The 17,710-nt window shown below is 72.9% G+C and carries 12 protein-coding genes and 2 rRNA genes; 9 read left to right on the top strand and 5 right to left on the bottom strand.

Annotated elements, in window-relative coordinates; translation table 11 throughout:
* The 5 genes from AB0P06_RS01560 to AB0P06_RS01580 form a co-directional block, all read left to right on the top strand.
* Positions 1 to 93, top strand: a 23S ribosomal RNA gene (locus AB0P06_RS01560); the annotation flags it as partial.
* An 80-nt stretch (positions 94 to 173) separates the two neighbouring features.
* A 5S ribosomal RNA gene (rrf, locus tag AB0P06_RS01565) occupies positions 174 to 290 on the top strand.
* Positions 291 to 409: 119 nt separating this feature from the next.
* Entirely contained in the window at positions 410 to 829 is a 420-nt protein-coding gene (locus AB0P06_RS01570) for a helix-turn-helix transcriptional regulator (RefSeq protein ID WP_363604207.1), read from the top strand.
* Positions 830 to 839: 10 nt separating this feature from the next.
* Entirely contained in the window at positions 840 to 1,256 is a 417-nt protein-coding gene (locus AB0P06_RS01575) for a VOC family protein (protein WP_363604209.1), read from the top strand.
* A gap of 325 nt (positions 1,257 to 1,581) precedes the next feature.
* Positions 1,582 to 4,002 carry an excinuclease ABC subunit UvrA gene (locus AB0P06_RS01580; protein ID WP_363604210.1) on the top strand — a complete coding sequence of 807 codons (2,421 nt, stop codon included), beginning with the start codon at positions 1,582 to 1,584 and terminating at the stop codon, positions 4,000 to 4,002.
* Between the two features lie 328 nt (positions 4,003 to 4,330).
* Here AB0P06_RS01580 and AB0P06_RS01585 read toward each other — a convergent pair whose 3' ends face one another.
* Genes AB0P06_RS01585 through AB0P06_RS01595 form a run of 3 tightly spaced genes read right to left on the bottom strand, consistent with a single transcriptional unit; the run spans position 4,331 to position 7,292 of the window.
* Positions 4,331 to 5,212: an ABC transporter ATP-binding protein gene (locus tag AB0P06_RS01585; RefSeq protein ID WP_363604212.1), complete on the bottom strand. Its 882-nt coding sequence runs from the start codon at positions 5,210 to 5,212 to the stop codon at positions 4,331 to 4,333.
* Positions 5,209 to 6,297, bottom strand: a complete 1,089-nt coding sequence (locus AB0P06_RS01590) for an iron ABC transporter permease (RefSeq protein WP_363604214.1) — start codon at positions 6,295 to 6,297, stop codon at positions 5,209 to 5,211. Before AB0P06_RS01590 ends, AB0P06_RS01585 begins: the two co-directional genes overlap by 4 nt.
* Complete coding sequence (locus AB0P06_RS01595) at positions 6,294 to 7,292, bottom strand: iron ABC transporter permease (protein WP_363604216.1); 999 nt, start codon at positions 7,290 to 7,292, stop codon at positions 6,294 to 6,296. Before AB0P06_RS01595 ends, AB0P06_RS01590 begins: the two co-directional genes overlap by 4 nt.
* Positions 7,293 to 7,380: 88 nt before the next feature.
* Here AB0P06_RS01595 and AB0P06_RS01600 point away from each other — a divergent pair, with 88 nt between their 5' ends.
* From AB0P06_RS01600 to AB0P06_RS01610, 3 genes are all read left to right on the top strand, one after another.
* Positions 7,381 to 8,331: an ABC transporter substrate-binding protein gene (locus tag AB0P06_RS01600; RefSeq protein ID WP_363604217.1), complete on the top strand. Its 951-nt coding sequence runs from the start codon at positions 7,381 to 7,383 to the stop codon at positions 8,329 to 8,331.
* A gap of 732 nt (positions 8,332 to 9,063) precedes the next feature.
* Positions 9,064 to 10,752, top strand: coding sequence for a cellulose synthase catalytic subunit (locus AB0P06_RS01605; RefSeq protein ID WP_363604218.1), 1,689 nt, complete (start codon positions 9,064 to 9,066; stop codon positions 10,750 to 10,752).
* 15 nt (positions 10,753 to 10,767) lie between these two features.
* The gene (locus tag AB0P06_RS01610) at positions 10,768 to 13,791 is read left to right on the top strand and encodes an acyltransferase family protein (RefSeq protein WP_363604219.1); all 3,024 of its coding nucleotides are present in this window, start codon (positions 10,768 to 10,770) and stop codon (positions 13,789 to 13,791) included.
* Between the two features lie 94 nt (positions 13,792 to 13,885).
* Here AB0P06_RS01610 and AB0P06_RS01615 read toward each other — a convergent pair whose 3' ends face one another.
* Entirely contained in the window at positions 13,886 to 14,113 is a 228-nt protein-coding gene (locus AB0P06_RS01615; protein WP_363604221.1) for a hypothetical protein, read from the bottom strand.
* Positions 14,114 to 14,528: 415 nt separating this feature from the next.
* Here AB0P06_RS01615 and AB0P06_RS01620 point away from each other — a divergent pair, with 415 nt between their 5' ends.
* Positions 14,529 to 14,732 carry a cold-shock protein gene (locus tag AB0P06_RS01620; protein ID WP_363604223.1) on the top strand — a complete coding sequence of 68 codons (204 nt, stop codon included), beginning with the start codon at positions 14,529 to 14,531 and terminating at the stop codon, positions 14,730 to 14,732.
* 62 nt (positions 14,733 to 14,794) lie between these two features.
* Here AB0P06_RS01620 and AB0P06_RS01625 read toward each other — a convergent pair whose 3' ends face one another.
* Entirely contained in the window at positions 14,795 to 16,714 is a 1,920-nt protein-coding gene (locus AB0P06_RS01625; RefSeq protein ID WP_363604594.1) for an APC family permease, read from the bottom strand.
* Positions 16,715 to 17,710 lie beyond the last annotated feature (996 nt).

The raw sequence follows: 17,710 nt of genomic DNA on the forward strand, positions 1-17,710 counted from the left end.
GGCTCCCAGTAGACGACTGGGTTGATAGGCCGGATATGGAAGCCCTGTGAGGGGTGGAGTTGACCGGTACTAATAGGCCGAGGGCTTGTCCTCAGTTGCTCGCGTCCACTGTGTTGTTCTGAAACAACGACCCCACGCCAATGGTGCGTGGTCGGTTGACAGTTTCATAGTGTTTCGGTGGTCATAGCGTGAGGGAAACGCCCGGTTACATTCCGAACCCGGAAGCTAAGCCTCACAGCGCCGATGGTACTGCAGGGGGGACCCTGTGGGAGAGTAGGACGCCGCCGAACAATCATTCCAGAGAACCCCCACCCGATTCCGGGTGGGGGTTCTCTGCGTTTACGGCCGTGTATTGCTGTGTATTTACGGCATCACGCGCAGGGCACGGCCGCTGTGGGATGGTGGGTGTGTGACGTTGGAGGACCTTGTCCGGTTGCGCCGGGCCCGTGACCTGATCGACCGTGACTACGCGGAGCCGCTCGACGTTCCGGCGCTGGCGCGTACCGCCCTCATGTCGCCGGGCCATTTCTCCCGCAGCTTCCGCGCCGCCTTCGGGGAGACGCCGTACAGCTACCTGATGACGCGCCGGATCGAGCGGGCCAAGGCGCTGCTGCGGCGCGGCGACCTGTCGGTGACGGAGGTCTGCTTCGCGGTCGGCTGTACATCGCTGGGGTCGTTCAGCTCGCGGTTCACCGAGTTGGTCGGCGAGAGCCCGAGCTCGTACCGGGCCCGCAGCCATGACGAGGGCGCCGCCATCCCGGCCTGCATCGCCAAGATCCACACACGACCGGTCAGGAATGGAGAAGCGAAACGCGTGCCCCGCCCGTAGCGTGAAGCGCATGAACATCAGACTTTCACAGTGCTTCATCGCCGTTGACGACCACGACCGGGCGCTCGCCTTCTACCGGGACGTTCTCGGCCTGGAGGTGCGCAACGACGTCAAGTTCGAGGGGATGCGCTGGGTGACCGTCGGCGCGCCGTCGCAGCCCGATGTGGACATCGTCCTCGAACCGCCCCTCGCGAACCCGAACGCCTCGTCCGCCGACAAGGCCGTCATGGCGGAGCTGCTGGCGAAGGGCCTGCTGCGCGGCGTCATCTTCAGCACCGACGACTGCGACGCCACCTTCGAGCGCATCAGCGCCGCGGGCGGCGAGGTGCTGCAGGAGCCGATCGACCAGCCGTACGGCGTCCGCGACTGCGCCTTCCGCGACCCTTCCGGTAACATGCTCCGCTTCAGCCAGCCGCGCAAGCAGTAGGCTCCGGCCCCGGGAACCGGGCGTTACCCTTGCGGCGGACCCCGCGCCGCGTGGTCGGCGCCGGAGGGGCCACGGACCGAAGGCGTGGATGCCCTGGTTCTTGTGCTGGGAGCGACCCCGGCCGGCGTCAGCCGACCGGGGTCGCGCCACCCCTGGCCGACCCCGCCGGCCGCCACCGCCGATCGGACCGCCGGCGGACCGCCGCCGCGACCGCGCCGCCGGGGGAGAAGAACGTACTGCGCGAAGCCGGCCGGATCGAGCCGGGCGACGCCGACGGAGCCGCGAAGGCGGCCTCGCGCAAGAGAGCGTAAGAGAGGGAGAGACGATGAGCAGGGCCACGAGGACGGACCCGCAGTCGCCTGTGCTGCACGGTGCCGACAGCCACGATCTGATCCGCGTGCACGGTGCGCGCGAGAACAACCTCAAGGACCTCAGCGTCGAGCTCGCGAAGCGCCGGCTGACGGTGTTCACCGGCGTCTCCGGCTCGGGCAAGAGCTCCCTGGTGTTCGACACGATCGCCGCGGAGTCGCAGCGGCTGATCAACGAGACCTACAGCACCTTCGTGCAGGGCTTCATGCCGACGCTGGCGCGGCCCGAGGTCGACGTGCTCGAAGGGCTGACCACCGCGATCATCGTCGACCAGCAGCGGATGGGCGCCGACCCCCGCTCCACGGTCGGCACCGCCACCGACGCCAACGCGATGCTGCGCATCCTCTTCAGCCGGCTCGGGCAGCCGCACATCGGCTCGCCCGGCGCGTTCGCCTTCAACGTCCCCTCGGTCCGGGCGAGCGGTGCGATCACGGTCGAACGCGGGGCCGCCAAGACCGTGAAGCAGACCTTCACCCGCACCGGCGGCATGTGTCCGCGCTGCGAAGGCCGGGGCACCGTCTCCGACATCGACCTCACCCAGCTCTTCGACGACTCCAAGTCGCTCGCCGAGGGCGCGATCACCGTCCCCGGCTACACCACGGACGGCCACTGGACCGTGCGGATCTTCACCGAGTCGGGCTTCCTCGACCCGAAGAAGCCGATCCGCGACTACACCGAGACCGAGCTGCGGGACTTCCTCCACCGCGAGCCGACCAAGGTGAAGGTCAACGGCATCAACCTCACCTACGAGGGGCTGATACCCAAGATCCAGAAGTCATTCCTCGCCAAGGACCGGGAGGCGATGCAGCCGCACATCCGGGCGTTCGTGGACCGGGCGGTCACCTTCACGGCCTGCCCCGAGTGCGGCGGCACCCGGCTCAGCGAGGCGGCCCGGTCGTCGCTGATCGGCGGGGTCGGCATCGCCGACGCGTGCGCGATGCAGATCAGCGACCTCGCCACCTGGGTCCGCGGCCTCGACGAGCCGTCGGTGGCGCCGCTGCTCGCCACCTTGCAGCAGACCCTCGACTCGTTCGTGGAGATCGGGCTGGGTTACCTCTCGCTGGACCGGCCGTCGGGCACGCTGTCGGGCGGCGAGGCGCAGCGCGTCAAGATGATCCGCCACCTCGGCTCCTCGCTGACCGATGTGACCTACGTCTTCGACGAGCCCACCACGGGCCTGCACCCCCATGACATCCAGCGGATGAACGCCCTGCTGCTGCGGCTGCGGGACAAGGGCAACACGGTGCTCGTCGTGGAGCACAAGCCGGAGACGATCGCGATCGCCGACCATGTCGTCGACCTCGGTCCCGGCGCCGGTGCGGCGGGCGGCTCCGTCTGCTTCGAGGGCACCGTGGAGGGGCTGCGGGCCAGCGGCACCCTCACCGGCCGCCATCTCGACGACCGGGCCGTCTTCAAGGAGACGGTGCGCAAGCCCACCGGCACGCTGGAGATCCGCGGCGCGACGACGCACAACCTGCGCGACGTCGACGTCGACATACCGCTCGGGGTGCTTGTCGTGGTGACCGGTGTCGCCGGCTCCGGCAAGAGCTCGCTCGTGTACGGGTCGCTGGCCAATGGGTCGCCGGCCAGCGGTTCGGGGCCGGCCGGCGCGGGTGTGGTGTCGGTCGACCAGGGCGCGATCCGCGGCTCGCGGCGGAGCAATCCGGCGACGTACACCGGGCTGCTCGACCCGATCCGCAAGGCGTTCGCGAAGGCCAACGGTGTGAAGCCGGCCCTGTTCAGCGCCAACTCCGCTGGTGCCTGCCCCAGTTGCAACGGTGCCGGTGTCATCTACACCGACCTGGCGATGATGGCCGGCGTCGCCACCGTCTGCGAGGAGTGCGAGGGGAAGCGGTTCCAGGCGTCGGTGCTGGACCACCACCTCGGGGGCCGCGACATCAGCGAGGTGCTCGCGATGTCGGTGACCGAGGCCGAGGAGTTCTTCGGCGCCGGCGAGGCGCGCACGCCGGCCGCGCACACCATCCTCGGCCGGCTCGCCGACGTCGGGCTCGGCTACCTCAGCCTCGGCCAGCCGCTCACCACGCTGTCCGGCGGCGAGCGGCAGCGGCTCAAGCTGGCCACCCACATGACCGAGAAGGGCGGCGTCTACGTCCTCGACGAGCCGACCACCGGCCTCCACCTGGCCGACGTCGAGCAGCTGCTCGGTCTGCTCGACCGGCTCGTCGACTCCGGCAAGTCGGTCATCGTCATCGAGCACCACCAGGCGGTCATGGCGCACGCCGACTGGATCGTCGACCTCGGCCCCGGCGCCGGTCACGACGGCGGCCGGATCGTCTTCGAGGGCACACCCGCCGACCTCGTCGCCGCCCGTTCCACCCTCACCGGCGAGCACCTCGCGGCCTACGTCGGCGCCTGACCGGGGCCCGCACCGCGAGTGCGCGTCGCCCCGCTCCGCAGGGCCCGGGCGCGCCGGACACGGGCAAGAGGGCGGGAGCCGGCAAGAGGAGGGAGAGGGGCCCGGTGGGGGACGGCCGCCTCTCCCTCCTCGCCCGAGGGGCCTGCCCACCGCTCCGGGCACGCCGGCTCAGCCACGGCCTGCGGGCGGGGCGGCCTTGCGATGCACGAACCCCAACGCCGCACGCTGATCCGCCGAGAATTGTCAGACACGCCCTGGTGCCCCCGCACAGCCCGGGCAAGATCGCCAGGGCTGTGCGGGGAGCGGGCCGGCGCCGCCGGACGGGCCCTCAGCCGGTCGGGGCGGTGGGGCGGGAGGCCAGGCCGACGGGGCAGACGACGGGTGTGCCGTGGACCGGGTCGGTGAGGATCGCGCTCTCCACCCCGTACAGCTCGCGCACCAGGTCGGGGGTGACGATGTCGCGGGGCGCGCCCTGGGCCGCGACCCGGCCGTCGCGCATGGCGACCATGTGGTCGGCGTAGCGGCAGGCGGTGGTGAGGTCGTGCAGGACGAGGATGACGGTGCGGCCGCGGTCGGCCAGACCGCGCACCATCTCCAGCACCTCCAGGGCGTGGCCCATGTCCAGGGCCGAGGTGGGTTCGTCCAGCATCAGGATGTCGGTGTCCTGGGCGACGGCCATGGCGATCCAGGCGCGCTGCCGCTGCCCGCCGGAGAGGGTGTCCAGCGGGCGGTCGGCCAGGTCGTGCAGGTCGGCGGCGGTCAGGGCGCGCTCCACCGCCTCGGCGTCGCCGGCGGACCACTGCCGCAGCAGCCCCTGGTGCGGCTGGCGGCCGTAGCGGACCAGGTCCCGGACGGTCAGCCCGTCCGGGGCGGTGGCGGACTGCGGCAGCAGGCCGATGATGCGGGCGATCGCGCGGGTGGACAGCGAGGGCAGGGGCTTGCCGTCCAGCAGGACGGCGCCGGAGCGGGGGGCGAGGGTGCGGGCCAGGCCACTGAGCAGGGTGGACTTGCCGCAGCCGTTGGGGCCGACGATGACGGTCACCTGCCGGGACGGCAGCCGGAGGTCGAGTTCGTGCACCACGGTGGTGCGGTCGTGGCCCAGGGTGAGCGCGCTGGCCTCCAGCCGGGGGGCGGTGCCGCTGTCGGTGCTGCCCGGAGCACCCGGAGCACCCGGAGCGGCAGCGGCGTCGGTGGCGGTGGGGGCGGTCATGCGGTCCTCCGGGTACGGGTGGTGAGCAGCAGCCACAGCAGGTAGGGGCCGCCCACGACGGCGGTGACCAGGCCGACCGGAACCTCCAGCGGCGCCAGGGCGGTGCGGCCGATCAGGTCGGCGAGCAGCACGAGGACGGCGCCCGCGGCGGCCGAGGTGAGGACCGGGACCGCGCAGCGCGGTCCGGCGATCCGGCGGGCGGCCTCGGGGGCGGCCAGGGCGATCATGCCGAGCGGTCCGGCGACGGCCACGGCCAGCCCCGCGCAGACCACGGCGGTGAGCAGGACGGCGATCCGCAGGCCGCGGACCCGGACGCCCAGCCCGGTGGCGACGGCCTCGGAGAACCGGAGCAGGGCCAGCCGGCGGCCGAGCAGCACGGCCACCGGCAGGCAGACCAGCAGGCCGATGCCCAGGTAGCCGACGGCGTCGGCGTCGCGGCTGTTGAGGGTGCCCACCGTCCAGGCGAAGGCGGCGTTGGCGGAGTCGATCGCGGCCCGGGAGAGCATCAGGTCGGTGACGGCGCCGAAGACCGCGCCGATCCCGAGACCGACCACCAGGAAGCGGTAGCCGTTGCGGCCCGCGCCGCCGCCGAGCGCGAGGGCGAGCACCGCGGCGGTGGTGGCGCCGGTGAGGGCGGCGGCGGAGGGCAGCAGCTGGGTGGCGGTGCCGGTGACCGAGGCGACGGCGAAGGCGGTGGCGCCGTCGTTGAGGCCGATGGTGTCCGGGGTGGCCAGCCGGTTCTGGGCGAGGCTCTGCAGCAGACAGCCCGCGGCGCCGAGGGCGGCGCCGACGGCCAGTCCGGCCTCGGCGCGGGGCAGCCGCAGCTTCTCCACCACCAGCACGTCGCGGGGGGAGCCGTTGCCGAAGGCCGCGCGCAGGGCGTCCAGCGGGTTGAGGACGGTCTCACCGACCGCCAGATAGACGGCGGTGACGGCGACGGCGACGGCCAGCAGCGCGGTGCAGCCGAGCAGCGCGCGGACGGGGACGAGGACCGAGTGGCCGCGCACCCCGATCAGCCGGGTGCCGGGGGGTGGCGCGGACACGGCGGCCGGCCGGGGGGCGGCCGGGGCGGGGAGCGTCTTCACAGCGAGGGCAATCTGTGCGAGCGGACGACGGCGACCAGGACGGGTGCGCCGAACAGGGCGGTCATCACGCCGAGGGGCATCTCGTAGGGGCGGGCGACCAGCCGGGAGGCGACGTCGGCGGCCAGCACCACGGCCGGTCCCAGCAGGACGGACACCGCGAGCAGGCGGCGCAGGTCGGGGCCGACCAGGGCACGGGCGGCGAAGGGCACGACCAGACCGACGAAGGAGACCGGGCCGGCCACCGCGGTGGCGGCGCCGACCAGCAGGGCGACGGCGGTCATCGCGAGGGCGCGGGCCCGCCGGGGCCGGTGGCCCAGGCCGGTGGCGACGTCGTCCCCGAGGCTGAGGGCGGTCAGGGACGGGCTGACGGCCGCGGCCAGGACCAGACCGAGCAGCAGGATCGGCAGCACGGAGAGGAGTTGGTCGGTGCCACGGCCGGCGACCGAGCCGATGGTCCAGAAGCGGATCTCGTCGGCGGCCCGCGCGTCGGCCAGCAGCAGGACGGAGGAGCCGGCGGTCAGCAGTCCGCTGAAGGCGGCGCCGGCCAGGACCAGCCGGACCGGGTCGTCGCCGGTGCCGCGCAGCCGGGCGGCGCCCAGGGCCAGCAGACAGCCGGCGGCGGCGCCGAGCACCGCGACGTACGGGCCGACGGTGGCCGCGCTGGCGCCCGACACGATGGCCACCACCACGGCGAAGGAGGCGCCGGTGCTCACCCCGAGCAGTCCCGGTTCGGCCAGCGGGTTGCGGGCGGCGGCCTGGAGGACGGCGCCCGCTACGCCGAGGGCGGCGCCGACGGCGAGGGCCACGGCGGTGCGGGGCAGTCGCAGGTCGAACACGGTGAAGCGGGAGTCCGGGTCGCCGCCGCCGAGCAGGGCGGCGGCGGCCCGGGACGGTCCGACATCGCCGGCGCCGAGCAGCAGGCTCGCCAGAACGGCGGCCAGCAGTATCGCTCCGGCCGGCAGCAGACCGCGCAGCAGGATTGATCGGAATGTCACACCGGGCCTCCCCGTCAGGGCCTGATCTATGGTTAGGCTAACCTCACAAGTGATTCGTCCATAAACTATCATTGCTCGGAGATCGCTCATGCTTGGCACCCGCTTTACGAAGTCCCTCCTCGGCGCGGCCGTGATCGGCGCCCTCTCCCTGGGCCTGACCGCGTGCGGCTCCTCAGGGTCGGGGGACTCCGCGGGTGGCAGTGGCGACTCGGCCAAGGACGGCCGCCGCTCCGTCACCACCGCCTTCGGCGCGGTGGAGGTGCCCGCCGAGCCCAAGCGGGTCGTCGCCCTCGGCGACACCCCCCTGGACACCGCGCTCTCCCTGGGTGTCACCCCCGTGGGCACCAGCGCCAGCCGCGGCGGCAACACCGCGCCCGCCTACCTGGACGCCGCGAGCATCCCGCTGGTCGCCACGGTGAAGGAGCCCAACATCGAGGCCATCCTGAACACCAAGCCGGACCTGATCCTGACCGCCGCCGGGATCGAGAAGTCCCAGTACGACCAGCTCTCCGCGGTGGCGCCCACCGTCGTGCCCAAGGCCGGCGACTGGCGGGCGGTGCTCGATGTCTACGGCGAGGCGCTGGGCCACAAGGCCGACCTGGACACCAAGCTCGACGCCCTGGACAAGCGCGCCGAGAAGGCCGGCGAGGGGAAGACCGGCTCCGCCGTGGTCATGCGATGGATGCCGAACGGCCCGATCGTGATGAACTCGGCCAACATGCCGGGTGCCATGCTCAAGAAGGCCGGCGCCACCACCCTGCCGATCGCCGACGGCCTGGGCGCCCAGCCGCACTCCGACCCGCTGTCGCTGGAGAACCTGGGCAAGGCCGACGCCGACCGCATCTTCGTCGCCACCCTCAACGCCGAGGGCGAGAAGGCCCTGGAGGCCGCCCGCAAGCAGGACGCCTTCACCCGGCTGAAGGCCGTCGGGAACGGCCAGGTCGCGGGCGTGGACGGCCAGGTGTGGAGCAGCAGCTCCGGCCCGATCGCGGTCGAGAAGGTCGTCCAGGACATCGAGAAGGCCTTCGCGGCGAAGTGACCGTGTGCGGGCGCGACCGCCCGCACACGTACGGCGGCCCCGGCCCGACGGTCCCCGGAATCCGGGACCGTCGGGCCGGGGCCGTCGGCCGTGTGGTCTCACGCGGCCCCGTCCTCGAACGGCTCAGGCTGCTTCGAGGACGATCGACATGCAGCTGCCGTGCGTGCCGTAGCTCTCCGGGAGCACGACCTCGGGGCGGGAGGTGCCCCCCCTCGGGTCAGCAGCGTGGGGTTGCTGCCGACGGCCACCACGGAGTCCGCTCGAACCGCTGCTCCCGGGCCCGCCCGCTCGCCTCCGTCAGCGGGCCGCCCGGCCGAATTCCCCGGCGCGGGAGATCCCGGCGCCCGGATCGGGGACCCGTCGGTGCGTTCTGCCGCCCGGTCGCCGCCGCCCGGCCGGTCCGTGCCGGGCGTGCCGGTCCGCCACGCCGTCCTCGGCCCGCCTCTCCCCGGACGAACTCGCTTTGACGACTTGTCCGCTCATTACCGAGCGTCAGGTCCCGGCCCCGCCGCTGCGGCCCGCAGGGCGGCCCCGCAGGGAAGTTGGACGACTGTTAACCCCCGCGCGACCTGCTGATTCCCGCCGGGCACCGGTCCGGACGGTGAAATGATCACGGAGTGTGGGCGGTCGCGGTGCCGGGGACTTCCGGCCATGGTCCATGGTCCAATGGTCTATACCAATTGCGGTACGGTGGCCCCAGGATGCTGTCAGACACGCGGCTGTGGGGGCCCCATGACTATCCATCACCTTCCTCAACCACCTTCCGACCGGGAGCTCTACTGGTATTTCGGGCCACAGCGCCGCTGGGTGCTGATCTGCACGTCGCTCGCCTTCGTGTTCACCGCGGCGACCATGCTCACCTTCTCGCTGCGGACCCCGGCCCTGTGGGCCTTTCTCGCCGTCCTCGTGCTCAACCTCGTCGCGCTCGCGCTGTCCTCGGTCAACAGCCTGCGCCAGCGCCGGCTCACCCGGCAGTCGCACGAGGTGCTGGTCAACGCCTGGGAACCGGCCGAACTGCCGACCGTCGACCTCTATCTGCCGACCTGCGGTGAGCCGCTCGACGTCCTGGAGAACGCCTACCGCGCGGTCTCGGCCGTCGACTGGCCCGGCGCGCTGACCGTCTGGGTCCTGGACGACGCCGACCGCACCGAGGTCGCCGGACTGGCGGCCGCGCACGGCTTCGAGTACGTCGTCCGCCCCGACCGCGGACACCTCAAGAAGGCCGGCAACCTCAACCACGCGCTCACCCGGAGCAAGGCCGAGTACATCGCCATCCTGGACGCCGACTTCGCGCCCCGGCCGGACTTCCTGCGCCACCTGGTGCCGTACTTCGCCGACCCCAGGATCGGCATCGTGCAGAGCCCGCAGTGCTTCGACACCGACGAGACGATGGGCTGGATCCAGCGCGCCGCCGGTTCGGCCCAGGAGTGGTTCTTCCGCTGGATCCAGCCCTCCCGGGACGCCAGCGACGCCGCCATCTGCTGCGGCAGCAACGCCGTCTACCGGCGCTCCGCGATCGACGCCGCCGGCGGCTTCGCCAAACTCGACCACAGCGAGGACCTGTTCACCGGGCTCTCCCTCTACGAGCAGGGGTTCCGCACCCTCTACGTGCCGGTCCTGGTCGCCAAGGGCACCTCGCCCGACAACCTCGCGTCCTTCGTCAACCAGCAGTACCGCTGGGCGATGGGCAACCTGCACCTGCTCGGCACGCCCGTCCTCAAGCGGATCCGCGCGCCCTGGCGGATGCGGTTCTGCTTCTACGAGGGCGTCGTCGGCTACCTGACCACCGCCGTCAACATCTTCGCGGCCCCGCTGCCGCCGCTGGTGATGATGTTCTGGTACCCGGACCAGATCCGGCCCTGGCACGTCCTCCCGCTGCTCGCCCCGCTCTGGCTCTGGCACGTCCTGCTGCCCCGGATCAGCCGGACCCGCTGGCGGGTCGAGGTGATCCGCTCCAACGTCCTCATGAGCGTGGCCGCCGGCGCCGCCTTCTGGCACACCCTGCGCGGCCGCAGCGCCGCCTGGGTGCCCACCGGCGCGGGCCGCGCCAAGCCCGGCGGCCTGGCCCGCCAGGTCGTCCTGGTCTCGCTCGGCTGGCTCTGCGTCTCCGTGGGCGCCGCCGCCGTCGGGCTCGCCCTGGCCGTCGCCCGCAACGGCTGGCTGCCCAACTGGGGCCTCGGGCTGTACCTCGCGGTGCAGTGCCAGATCAGCCTCCCGCTGATCCGCGACCTGGTCGCCGAACTGCGCCCCGCCGACCCGGCCCGGGCCGCGGCACGCGCCGACGCGCGGGCCGCCCGCCAGGCCCGTCGCGGCATGCTGCCCAGGCGCTGGCCCGAAGCGCTGGCCGCCACCGTCACTCTCGTGCTCACCGCCCTGCTCGCCTCCGGCTGGGTCAGCCCGATGCTGCCCTGGCTGGGTTGAAAGGTCGTCACACCGATGGACTCGACCGTGGCTCCGGAGATCCGTCCGGAGACCTACACCATTCCCGGCCGCCCGCCCGGCGGTTCCGGCTCCCGGGGCTCCGATACCCCGGGCGCCGGCTCCCCGGGCCGGACGCCCCGCTCCGCGGGCTTCCGCCCCGACATCGAAGGCCTGCGCGCGGTGGCGGTGCTCGCGGTGCTCGCCTTCCACGCCTCCCTCCCCGGCCTGGCCGGCGGATTCGTCGGCGTGGACATCTTCTTCGTCATATCCGGTTATCTGATCACCGGCCTGCTGCTGCGCGAGGCGGTCACCACCGGACGGATCCGGCTGGGGGAGTTCTTCTCCCGCCGGGCCCGCCGCCTGCTGCCCTCCGCCGCCGTGGTGCTCGCCGCCGTCGCGCTGGCCGGCGCCTGGCTCACCGTCCCGCTGCGCCGCACCGACCTGGAGTACGACGTCCTCGCGGCGGCGCTGTCCGCCGCCAACTGGCGCTTCGTCGCCCAGCAGACCGACTACCTGGCGGCCGGGCGGGACCCGAGCCCGCTGCTGCACTTCTGGTCGCTGGCCGTGGAGGAGCAGTTCTACCTCTTCTGGGGCCCGCTGCTGGCCCTGGTCGTGTTCCTCGCGGTCCGGGCGGTCCGCCGCGAGCGGGCCGTCCGGCTCGCGCTGACCGCCGTCGCCGTGCTGCTGACCGTCGGCTCCTTCGCCCTGTCGCTGCACTGGACGCACGGCTCCGTCTCGCTGGCGTACCTCGGCACGCCGTCCCGGGGCTGGCAGTTCGGGGTGGGGGCGCTGCTCGCGCTGCTGCCCTGGCACCGGCTGCGCGGACCGCGCCCGCTGCGCCTGCTCTGCGGCTGGGCCGGAGCGCTGGCGATCGTCTGGTGCGTCGTCCGGTACGACGCCACCACCCCCTACCCGGGATACGCGGCGCTGGTCCCGACCCTCGCCACCGCCCTGGTCGTCCTGGCGGGCACGCCCGACCGCGACGGCGCCCCCGCCGCGAACGGCGGCGGCTTCGGGGTGGCCCGGCTGCTCGGCACCCGGGCCCCGCGCGCCGTCGGCCGCCTCTCCTACAACCTCTACCTGTGGCACTGGCCGGTGCTCGTGCTCGCCGAGGCCCGGCTCGGGACGCTCGGCTGGCCGGCCAGGACCGCGCTGACCGTGGCGGCCGCGCTGCCCGCGATGGCGGCGCTGCGCTGGATCGAGCAGCCGCTGCGCCGTAACCGCACCGTCTCCGAACTCCCCAGGCGGGGCCTCTCGCTGGGCCTCGCGGCGGTCGTCATCCCGGTGGTGCTGGCGCTGGTCGTCGGCACCGGGACGCTCCGGCTGCTCGGGCCGGCCGCCCCGGTCGACCTGCAGGGCCTGCCGCCCGGCTCGCCCGACGGCACCTCCCTGCTGGCCAGGACCGCAGGGCCGCTCAAGGGCGGTCCGGTCGTCCCGGACGCCGTCCAGGCCCGCAAGGACTTCCCGCCGGACGGCGAGTGCGAGGTCGCCCCGGAGAGCACCACCAGCCCGGCCTGCCTGTTCGGCGTGACCAGCAGCCCGGACCGGATCGTCCTGCTCGGCGACTCGCACGCCGGCCAGTGGTTCTCCCCGATGCTGGCCATCGCGGCAGAACGCCACTGGGCGCTGGAGGAGTTGGTCAAGCAGGGCTGCCCGCTGCCGGAACTGACCGTGGTCAACCCGCAGTTGGGTCGGACGTACCGGGAGTGCGACACCTGGCGGGCGAACAGCCTGGCCCGGCTGCAGAACGGCCCCAAGCCCAAGCTGATCGCGGTGGCCTCGCTCAACCGCTACACCGACGACCAGCAACTGCTGCTGGAGGCCTGGGAGAAGACGCTGACGCCGCTGCGCGCGCTCGGCGTGCCGATCGTCTACCTCCAGGACACCCCGATCCCCGGAACGGACATCCCGGCCTGCGTCTCCGGACACACCGACCACCCGGCCGCCTGCGAGTTCGACCGCGGCCGAGCCCAGTGGCCGGACCCGCTCGCCGGGGCGATCGCGGCCGGCCGGCTGCCCGGCGTGCGGACGGTCGAGGTGAACTCGGTCATCTGCCCCGGCTCGGGCCGCAGCTGCCCGGCCGTCCTGGAGCGCATCCTGCTGTACCGCGACGACGCGCACCTGACCAACGTCGCGGCCGTCGTCCTCACCCCCCGGCTGGAGCGGCTGCTCACCGAGGCCGGGGCGGTGCCCGCGCGCACCGCGCCGGGCGCCGACGGCTGGACCACGGTCCTGCGGGACGACTTCGACGGCCCGGCGGGCAGCCGCCCCTCGGCCGAGAACTGGCAGTACGACCTGGGCACCTGCTACCCGGGCTGCCCGGCGGCCCAGTGGGGCACCGGCGAGATCGAGACGATGACGGACTCGACCGCCAATGTCCGCCTCGACGGCAAGGGCGTTCTGGAGATCGTCCCCACCCTGGAGAACGGTCAGTGGAGCTCCGGCCGGATCGAGTCCCGCCGGGCCGACCTCAAGCCGCCGCCCGGAGGGGTGATGCGGGTCGAGGCCTCGATCGCCCTGCCCGACGTCACCGGGCCCGCGGCGGCGGGCTACTGGCCGGCCTTCTGGACCCTCGGCGGCGCGCTGCGCGACGGCTACACCGGCTGGCCGGCGATCGGCGAGCTGGACATCATGGAGGCCGTCAACGGCCGTGACTCCGTCTTCGGGACGATGCACTGCGGCACGCTCGACGGCGGGCCCTGCAAGGAGCCGCAGGGGCTCGGTTCAGGGGACCAGCCGTGCCCCGACTGCCGGACGGGATTCCACTCGTACGCGGTGGAGGTCGACTTGACGGCCGGCGCGGAACAGGTGCGCTGGTACCTCGACGGGCGCGAGTTCCACCGGGTGACGGCCACCCAGATGGACGCGGCCACCTGGGACCGCGCGGTGAACCACGGCCTGTTCCTGATCCTGAACGTGGCGATCGGCGGCCACCTGCCCGCCGCGCTCGGCGGGACCGCGGGACCGGCCACGGAGCCCGGTCACCCGATGCGGGTGCAGTACGTCGCCGTCTCGACCCGGGGAGGAGCCCACTCCTGAGACCCGGTCGGGCCGGGGCCCCGGAAGCGCCGTGTGCGCTCCCGGGGCCCCGGCCGTTCACGACGACCTCGGCACCCCTGCCGTAGCAGGCGCCTTAGAGCTTGAAGAGCTTGGAGTAGGGCTGGGTGATGCGCTGCTGGTGCGAGCCGAAGTCGACGAGGACGGCGGTCTGGCCGTCGCCCTCGACGGCGATGGTCCGGCCCAGGCCGAACTGGTCATGGGAGACCCGGTCTCCGACGGCGAACTCTTTGAGTGGCTCCGGAGGGGTTGGGCGGAAGGGGCTGGTGGGTAGGGGGCGCCGGGGTGAGGTTGATTTCGTCATCCTGGCCAGTATGCGCCCAACTTCGGGGTTCTGGACCGTGTCTGGGCATCGATTTTCGGCGGCTCGGCGTGTCTTCGGCACCCGGCGGGGGCGGTCGTGGCCCGCACCGGCACCGGCGGCGGGCCCCGCGGAGGTCCGCCGGCAGCCCGGTGGCGGTCCGGCGGAGGTCCGTGACGGTCCGTGGCGGTCGAACCCGCGTCCTACCCGGCCGGCGCACGAAAAACGCCGTTCGGGCCCGAACCCTGCTACAGTCGTGGTAGTTGCAGTTTTGGTTCCCATGAACTCTGTGTGCGCCTGCTGATGCCTCGCAGGCGCATTTTTGTTTCCCGGTCGTTTCCCGGGACGGGTCCTCATCGCGGCGACTCGATATCCGCACAGTGCGGATTTCGAACAGTCCTTTGAAGGAGAAATTATTATGGCTACTGGCACCGTGAAGTGGTTCAACGCGGAAAAGGGCTTCGGCTTCATCGAGCAGGACGGCGGCGGCGCCGACGTCTTCGCCCACTACTCGAACATCGCTGCGAGCGGTTTCCGCGAGCTGCTTGAGGGCCAGAAGGTCGAGTTCGACCTCACCCAGGGCCAGAAGGGCCCGCAGGCCGAGAACATCCGCCCGCTGTAGTCCTTTCGGCAGCGAGCTTTCCACCGGGCCACCCGCCCGGCGGCGAGGGGCCCGTACCGCGTTCACGCGCGGTGCGGGCCCCTCGGCATGTGCGGCCCCGGCCGGACAGACCGGGGCCGCACATGGAAGGGGACGGTGGTGACCACGACCTTCGGGAGATTCCGCAGCGCCCGGCGCAGCCGCCCGGCGAGCTGGTTGTGCAGGACGCGGTGCCACCAGTGCCGGACGACGAGCTCCGGGAGGATGACGGTCAGGGTGACGTCGGGGCGCTGGCGGTGCAGGGCCTCCAGGTAGTTGACGAGCGGTGCGACGATCGCGCGGTACGGGGAGAGCATGACCTCCAGCGGCAGGTGGTCGCCCCACAGCCGCCAGTACCCGCGGAAGCGCTCGGCCTCCTCCTCGGTGGGACTGACGTGGACGGCCAGGACGGGCTGCTGGAGGGAGGCGGCGTAGGCCAGGGCGCGCATGCCGGGGAGGTCCAGGGCGGCGACCGGCACGACGGCCAGGTGGCGGATCTCCTCGGGCGCCTCCTCGTCCTCCGCCGTCCTGTTCTCCTCCTCGCCCTCCGCCGCCGGGCCGGCTCCGCGCGGCGGGCCCGGTTCGGCCGGCTGCCCGCCGGCCTGCGGGGCGAGGGTCCGCCCGGGCACCTCTACGGCGTGCGGATGCAGCGCGACGGCCTCGGCGACCTGCTCGTAGTGGTGCCGGATGCGCAGGGCGACGAACAGGAAGAGCCCGACGGCGAGCACGGCGACCCAGGCGCCCTCGGTGAACTTGGTGACCCCCGCAGTGATGAAGACGACCGCCGACAGCAGACAGCCGGTGGCGTTGAAGAACAGGCTCTTGCGCCAGTGCCGGTCGCGCAGGCGCCACCAGTGCACCACCATGCCGGCCTGCGACAGCGTGAAGGCGAGGAAGACCCCGACGGCGAACAGCGGGATCAGCGGTGCCGTCCGGCCGCCGAACGCGACGAAGATCAGCGTCGCCGCGGCCGAGAGCAGAAGGATCCCGTTGCTGAAGGCGAGGCGGTCGCCGAGCCGGAGGAAGAGCCGCGGCGCGTGGTGGTCGCGGGCCAGCAGGAACAGCACCCGGGGGAAGTCGTTGTAGGCGGTGTTCGCCGCGAGCAGCAGGATCGCCGCGGTCGCCGCCTGCGTGAGCACGTACAGGACCCCGTTCCCGAAGCTGCGGTGGGCGAGTTGGGAGAGGACCGTCTCGGTGCCGCTGGGCACGATGCCGTCGAGCCGGATCAGCGCGATGATGCCCGCGAACATGGCGATCAGCAGGCCGACCATCCAGGTCAGCGTGGTCCGGGCGTTGCGCCAGGTGACGGGGGTGAAGGCCGGGACGGCGTTGGAGATCGCCTCGATGCCGGTCATCGCGGTGGAGCCGGAGGCGAACGACCGGAGCACCAGCAGCACGCCGAGGCCCTCGGTCGCCGTCAGCGCGGGCGTCGGCGTCGGGTGGAAGCCACGCCCGCCGGCGTCGTAGAGGCCGACGCAGACCAGGGCGAGGACGGCGGCGATGAAGGCGTAGGTGGGGGCCGCGAAGAGCACGCCCGCCTGCCGGATGCCGCGCAGGTTGCCGGCGAGCAGCAGGGCGATCACCCCGACACCGATCGGGACGATGTCGGGGGTGAGGGACGGGATCGCGGAGGTGATCGCCTCGACGCCCGCGGCGATCGAGACGGCGACGGTCAGGATGTAGTCGGTCATCAGCCCGGCGGCGGCCACCAGCCCCGGCAGCCGGCCGAGGTTGTCGCCGGCGACGACGTACGAGCCGCCGCCGTGCGGATAGGCGCGGATCGTCTGACGGTACGACACTCCCACCGCCAGCATCAGGAAGGCGATGGTCGCGGCGACCGGCAGGGCGTAGCGCAGCCCGGCCGCGCCGCCGAGGACGAGGACCGCCAGCATCGCCTCCGGGCCGTAGGCGACGGAGGACAGCGCGTCGGCGGAGAGCACCGGCAGCGCCACCAGTTTGCGCATCCGCTCGTGGGCGATCGCGGTGCTCCTGAGCGGAGCCCCGAACAGCACGCGCCGCAGCCGGGAGCCGGCCCGGCCGAGCGGCGAGAACGGGACGGCATCGGCGTCCTCGGTCGCCTCGACGGCGGTGGCCGGCCCGCCGTCGAGCGGGGGGATCGGCACGAACCGGCCGAACCTGGCCGGCCGGACCTCGGTGGGGTAGCGGCCCAGGTCCGGGTCGACCGGCAGGGCGCGCTGCCATGCCTCGGGATCGCCCGCCACCCGGTCCCACTGCTCGCCGACCCGGCGCAGCACCCGCAACTGCTCCTCGTCCAGGGTCGGCAGCAGCGCGGACGGGCTGGGCGCGCCGCTCTCCCGCTCGCCGCCGTGGTTGTCGCCCCGCTGTGTATCCGTCACATCGCTCATTGTGATCGACGGGTCCCGTGCCGGAGGGATGGCGGGTTCGCGGGTCGTCGGTGGGCCGCCGGGGCCGGGTGCCCGTTGTCGGGCGCCTTTCCGGATCGCGCGGAGGAATTGTGGCGGGTGGGCCGTTTTCTGTGCGTTGCGCACAGCGGAGTGTGCGCGGTGGAGTTGTGCGCGGTGCCGCGCCGGAAAGGCCGACCGAATGGCGGCCGCGCGGAGTATCCTGGATTGTGCCGGGATCAATAGCCGGCAGGTCGACCGGGCGGAGGTGGATATGGGGATACTTGAAGCAGGAGACCCGATTTCGCGGCTCGCGATCGTGAAGCCCTCACCCGGCCCTCAGGGCGGGAAGGACACAGGGATCGCCCGGGCGGGGAGCGGTGGGGGTGTGGGGTCGCCGTCTCGACCGGTGTTCGCACGGGTCTGAGGTCGTTTCCGCCGAGAGCGGTGGAAGCGGCCTTTCTGCGTTTTTTGGCGACTTTTCGCCGCCGCCCGTCTTCGGCGCGGCGGTTTTCGCATTCGGTCGGAGTGTCGCGAGGGCGGAGTGTCGCGAGGGCGCGGTCCCGCCCGGCCCCGGGTGTCGGGGCCGGGCGGGAC

This window comes from Kitasatospora sp. NPDC088351 (assembly GCF_040685575.1).
GTDB lineage: Bacteria > Actinomycetota > Actinomycetes > Streptomycetales > Streptomycetaceae > Kitasatospora.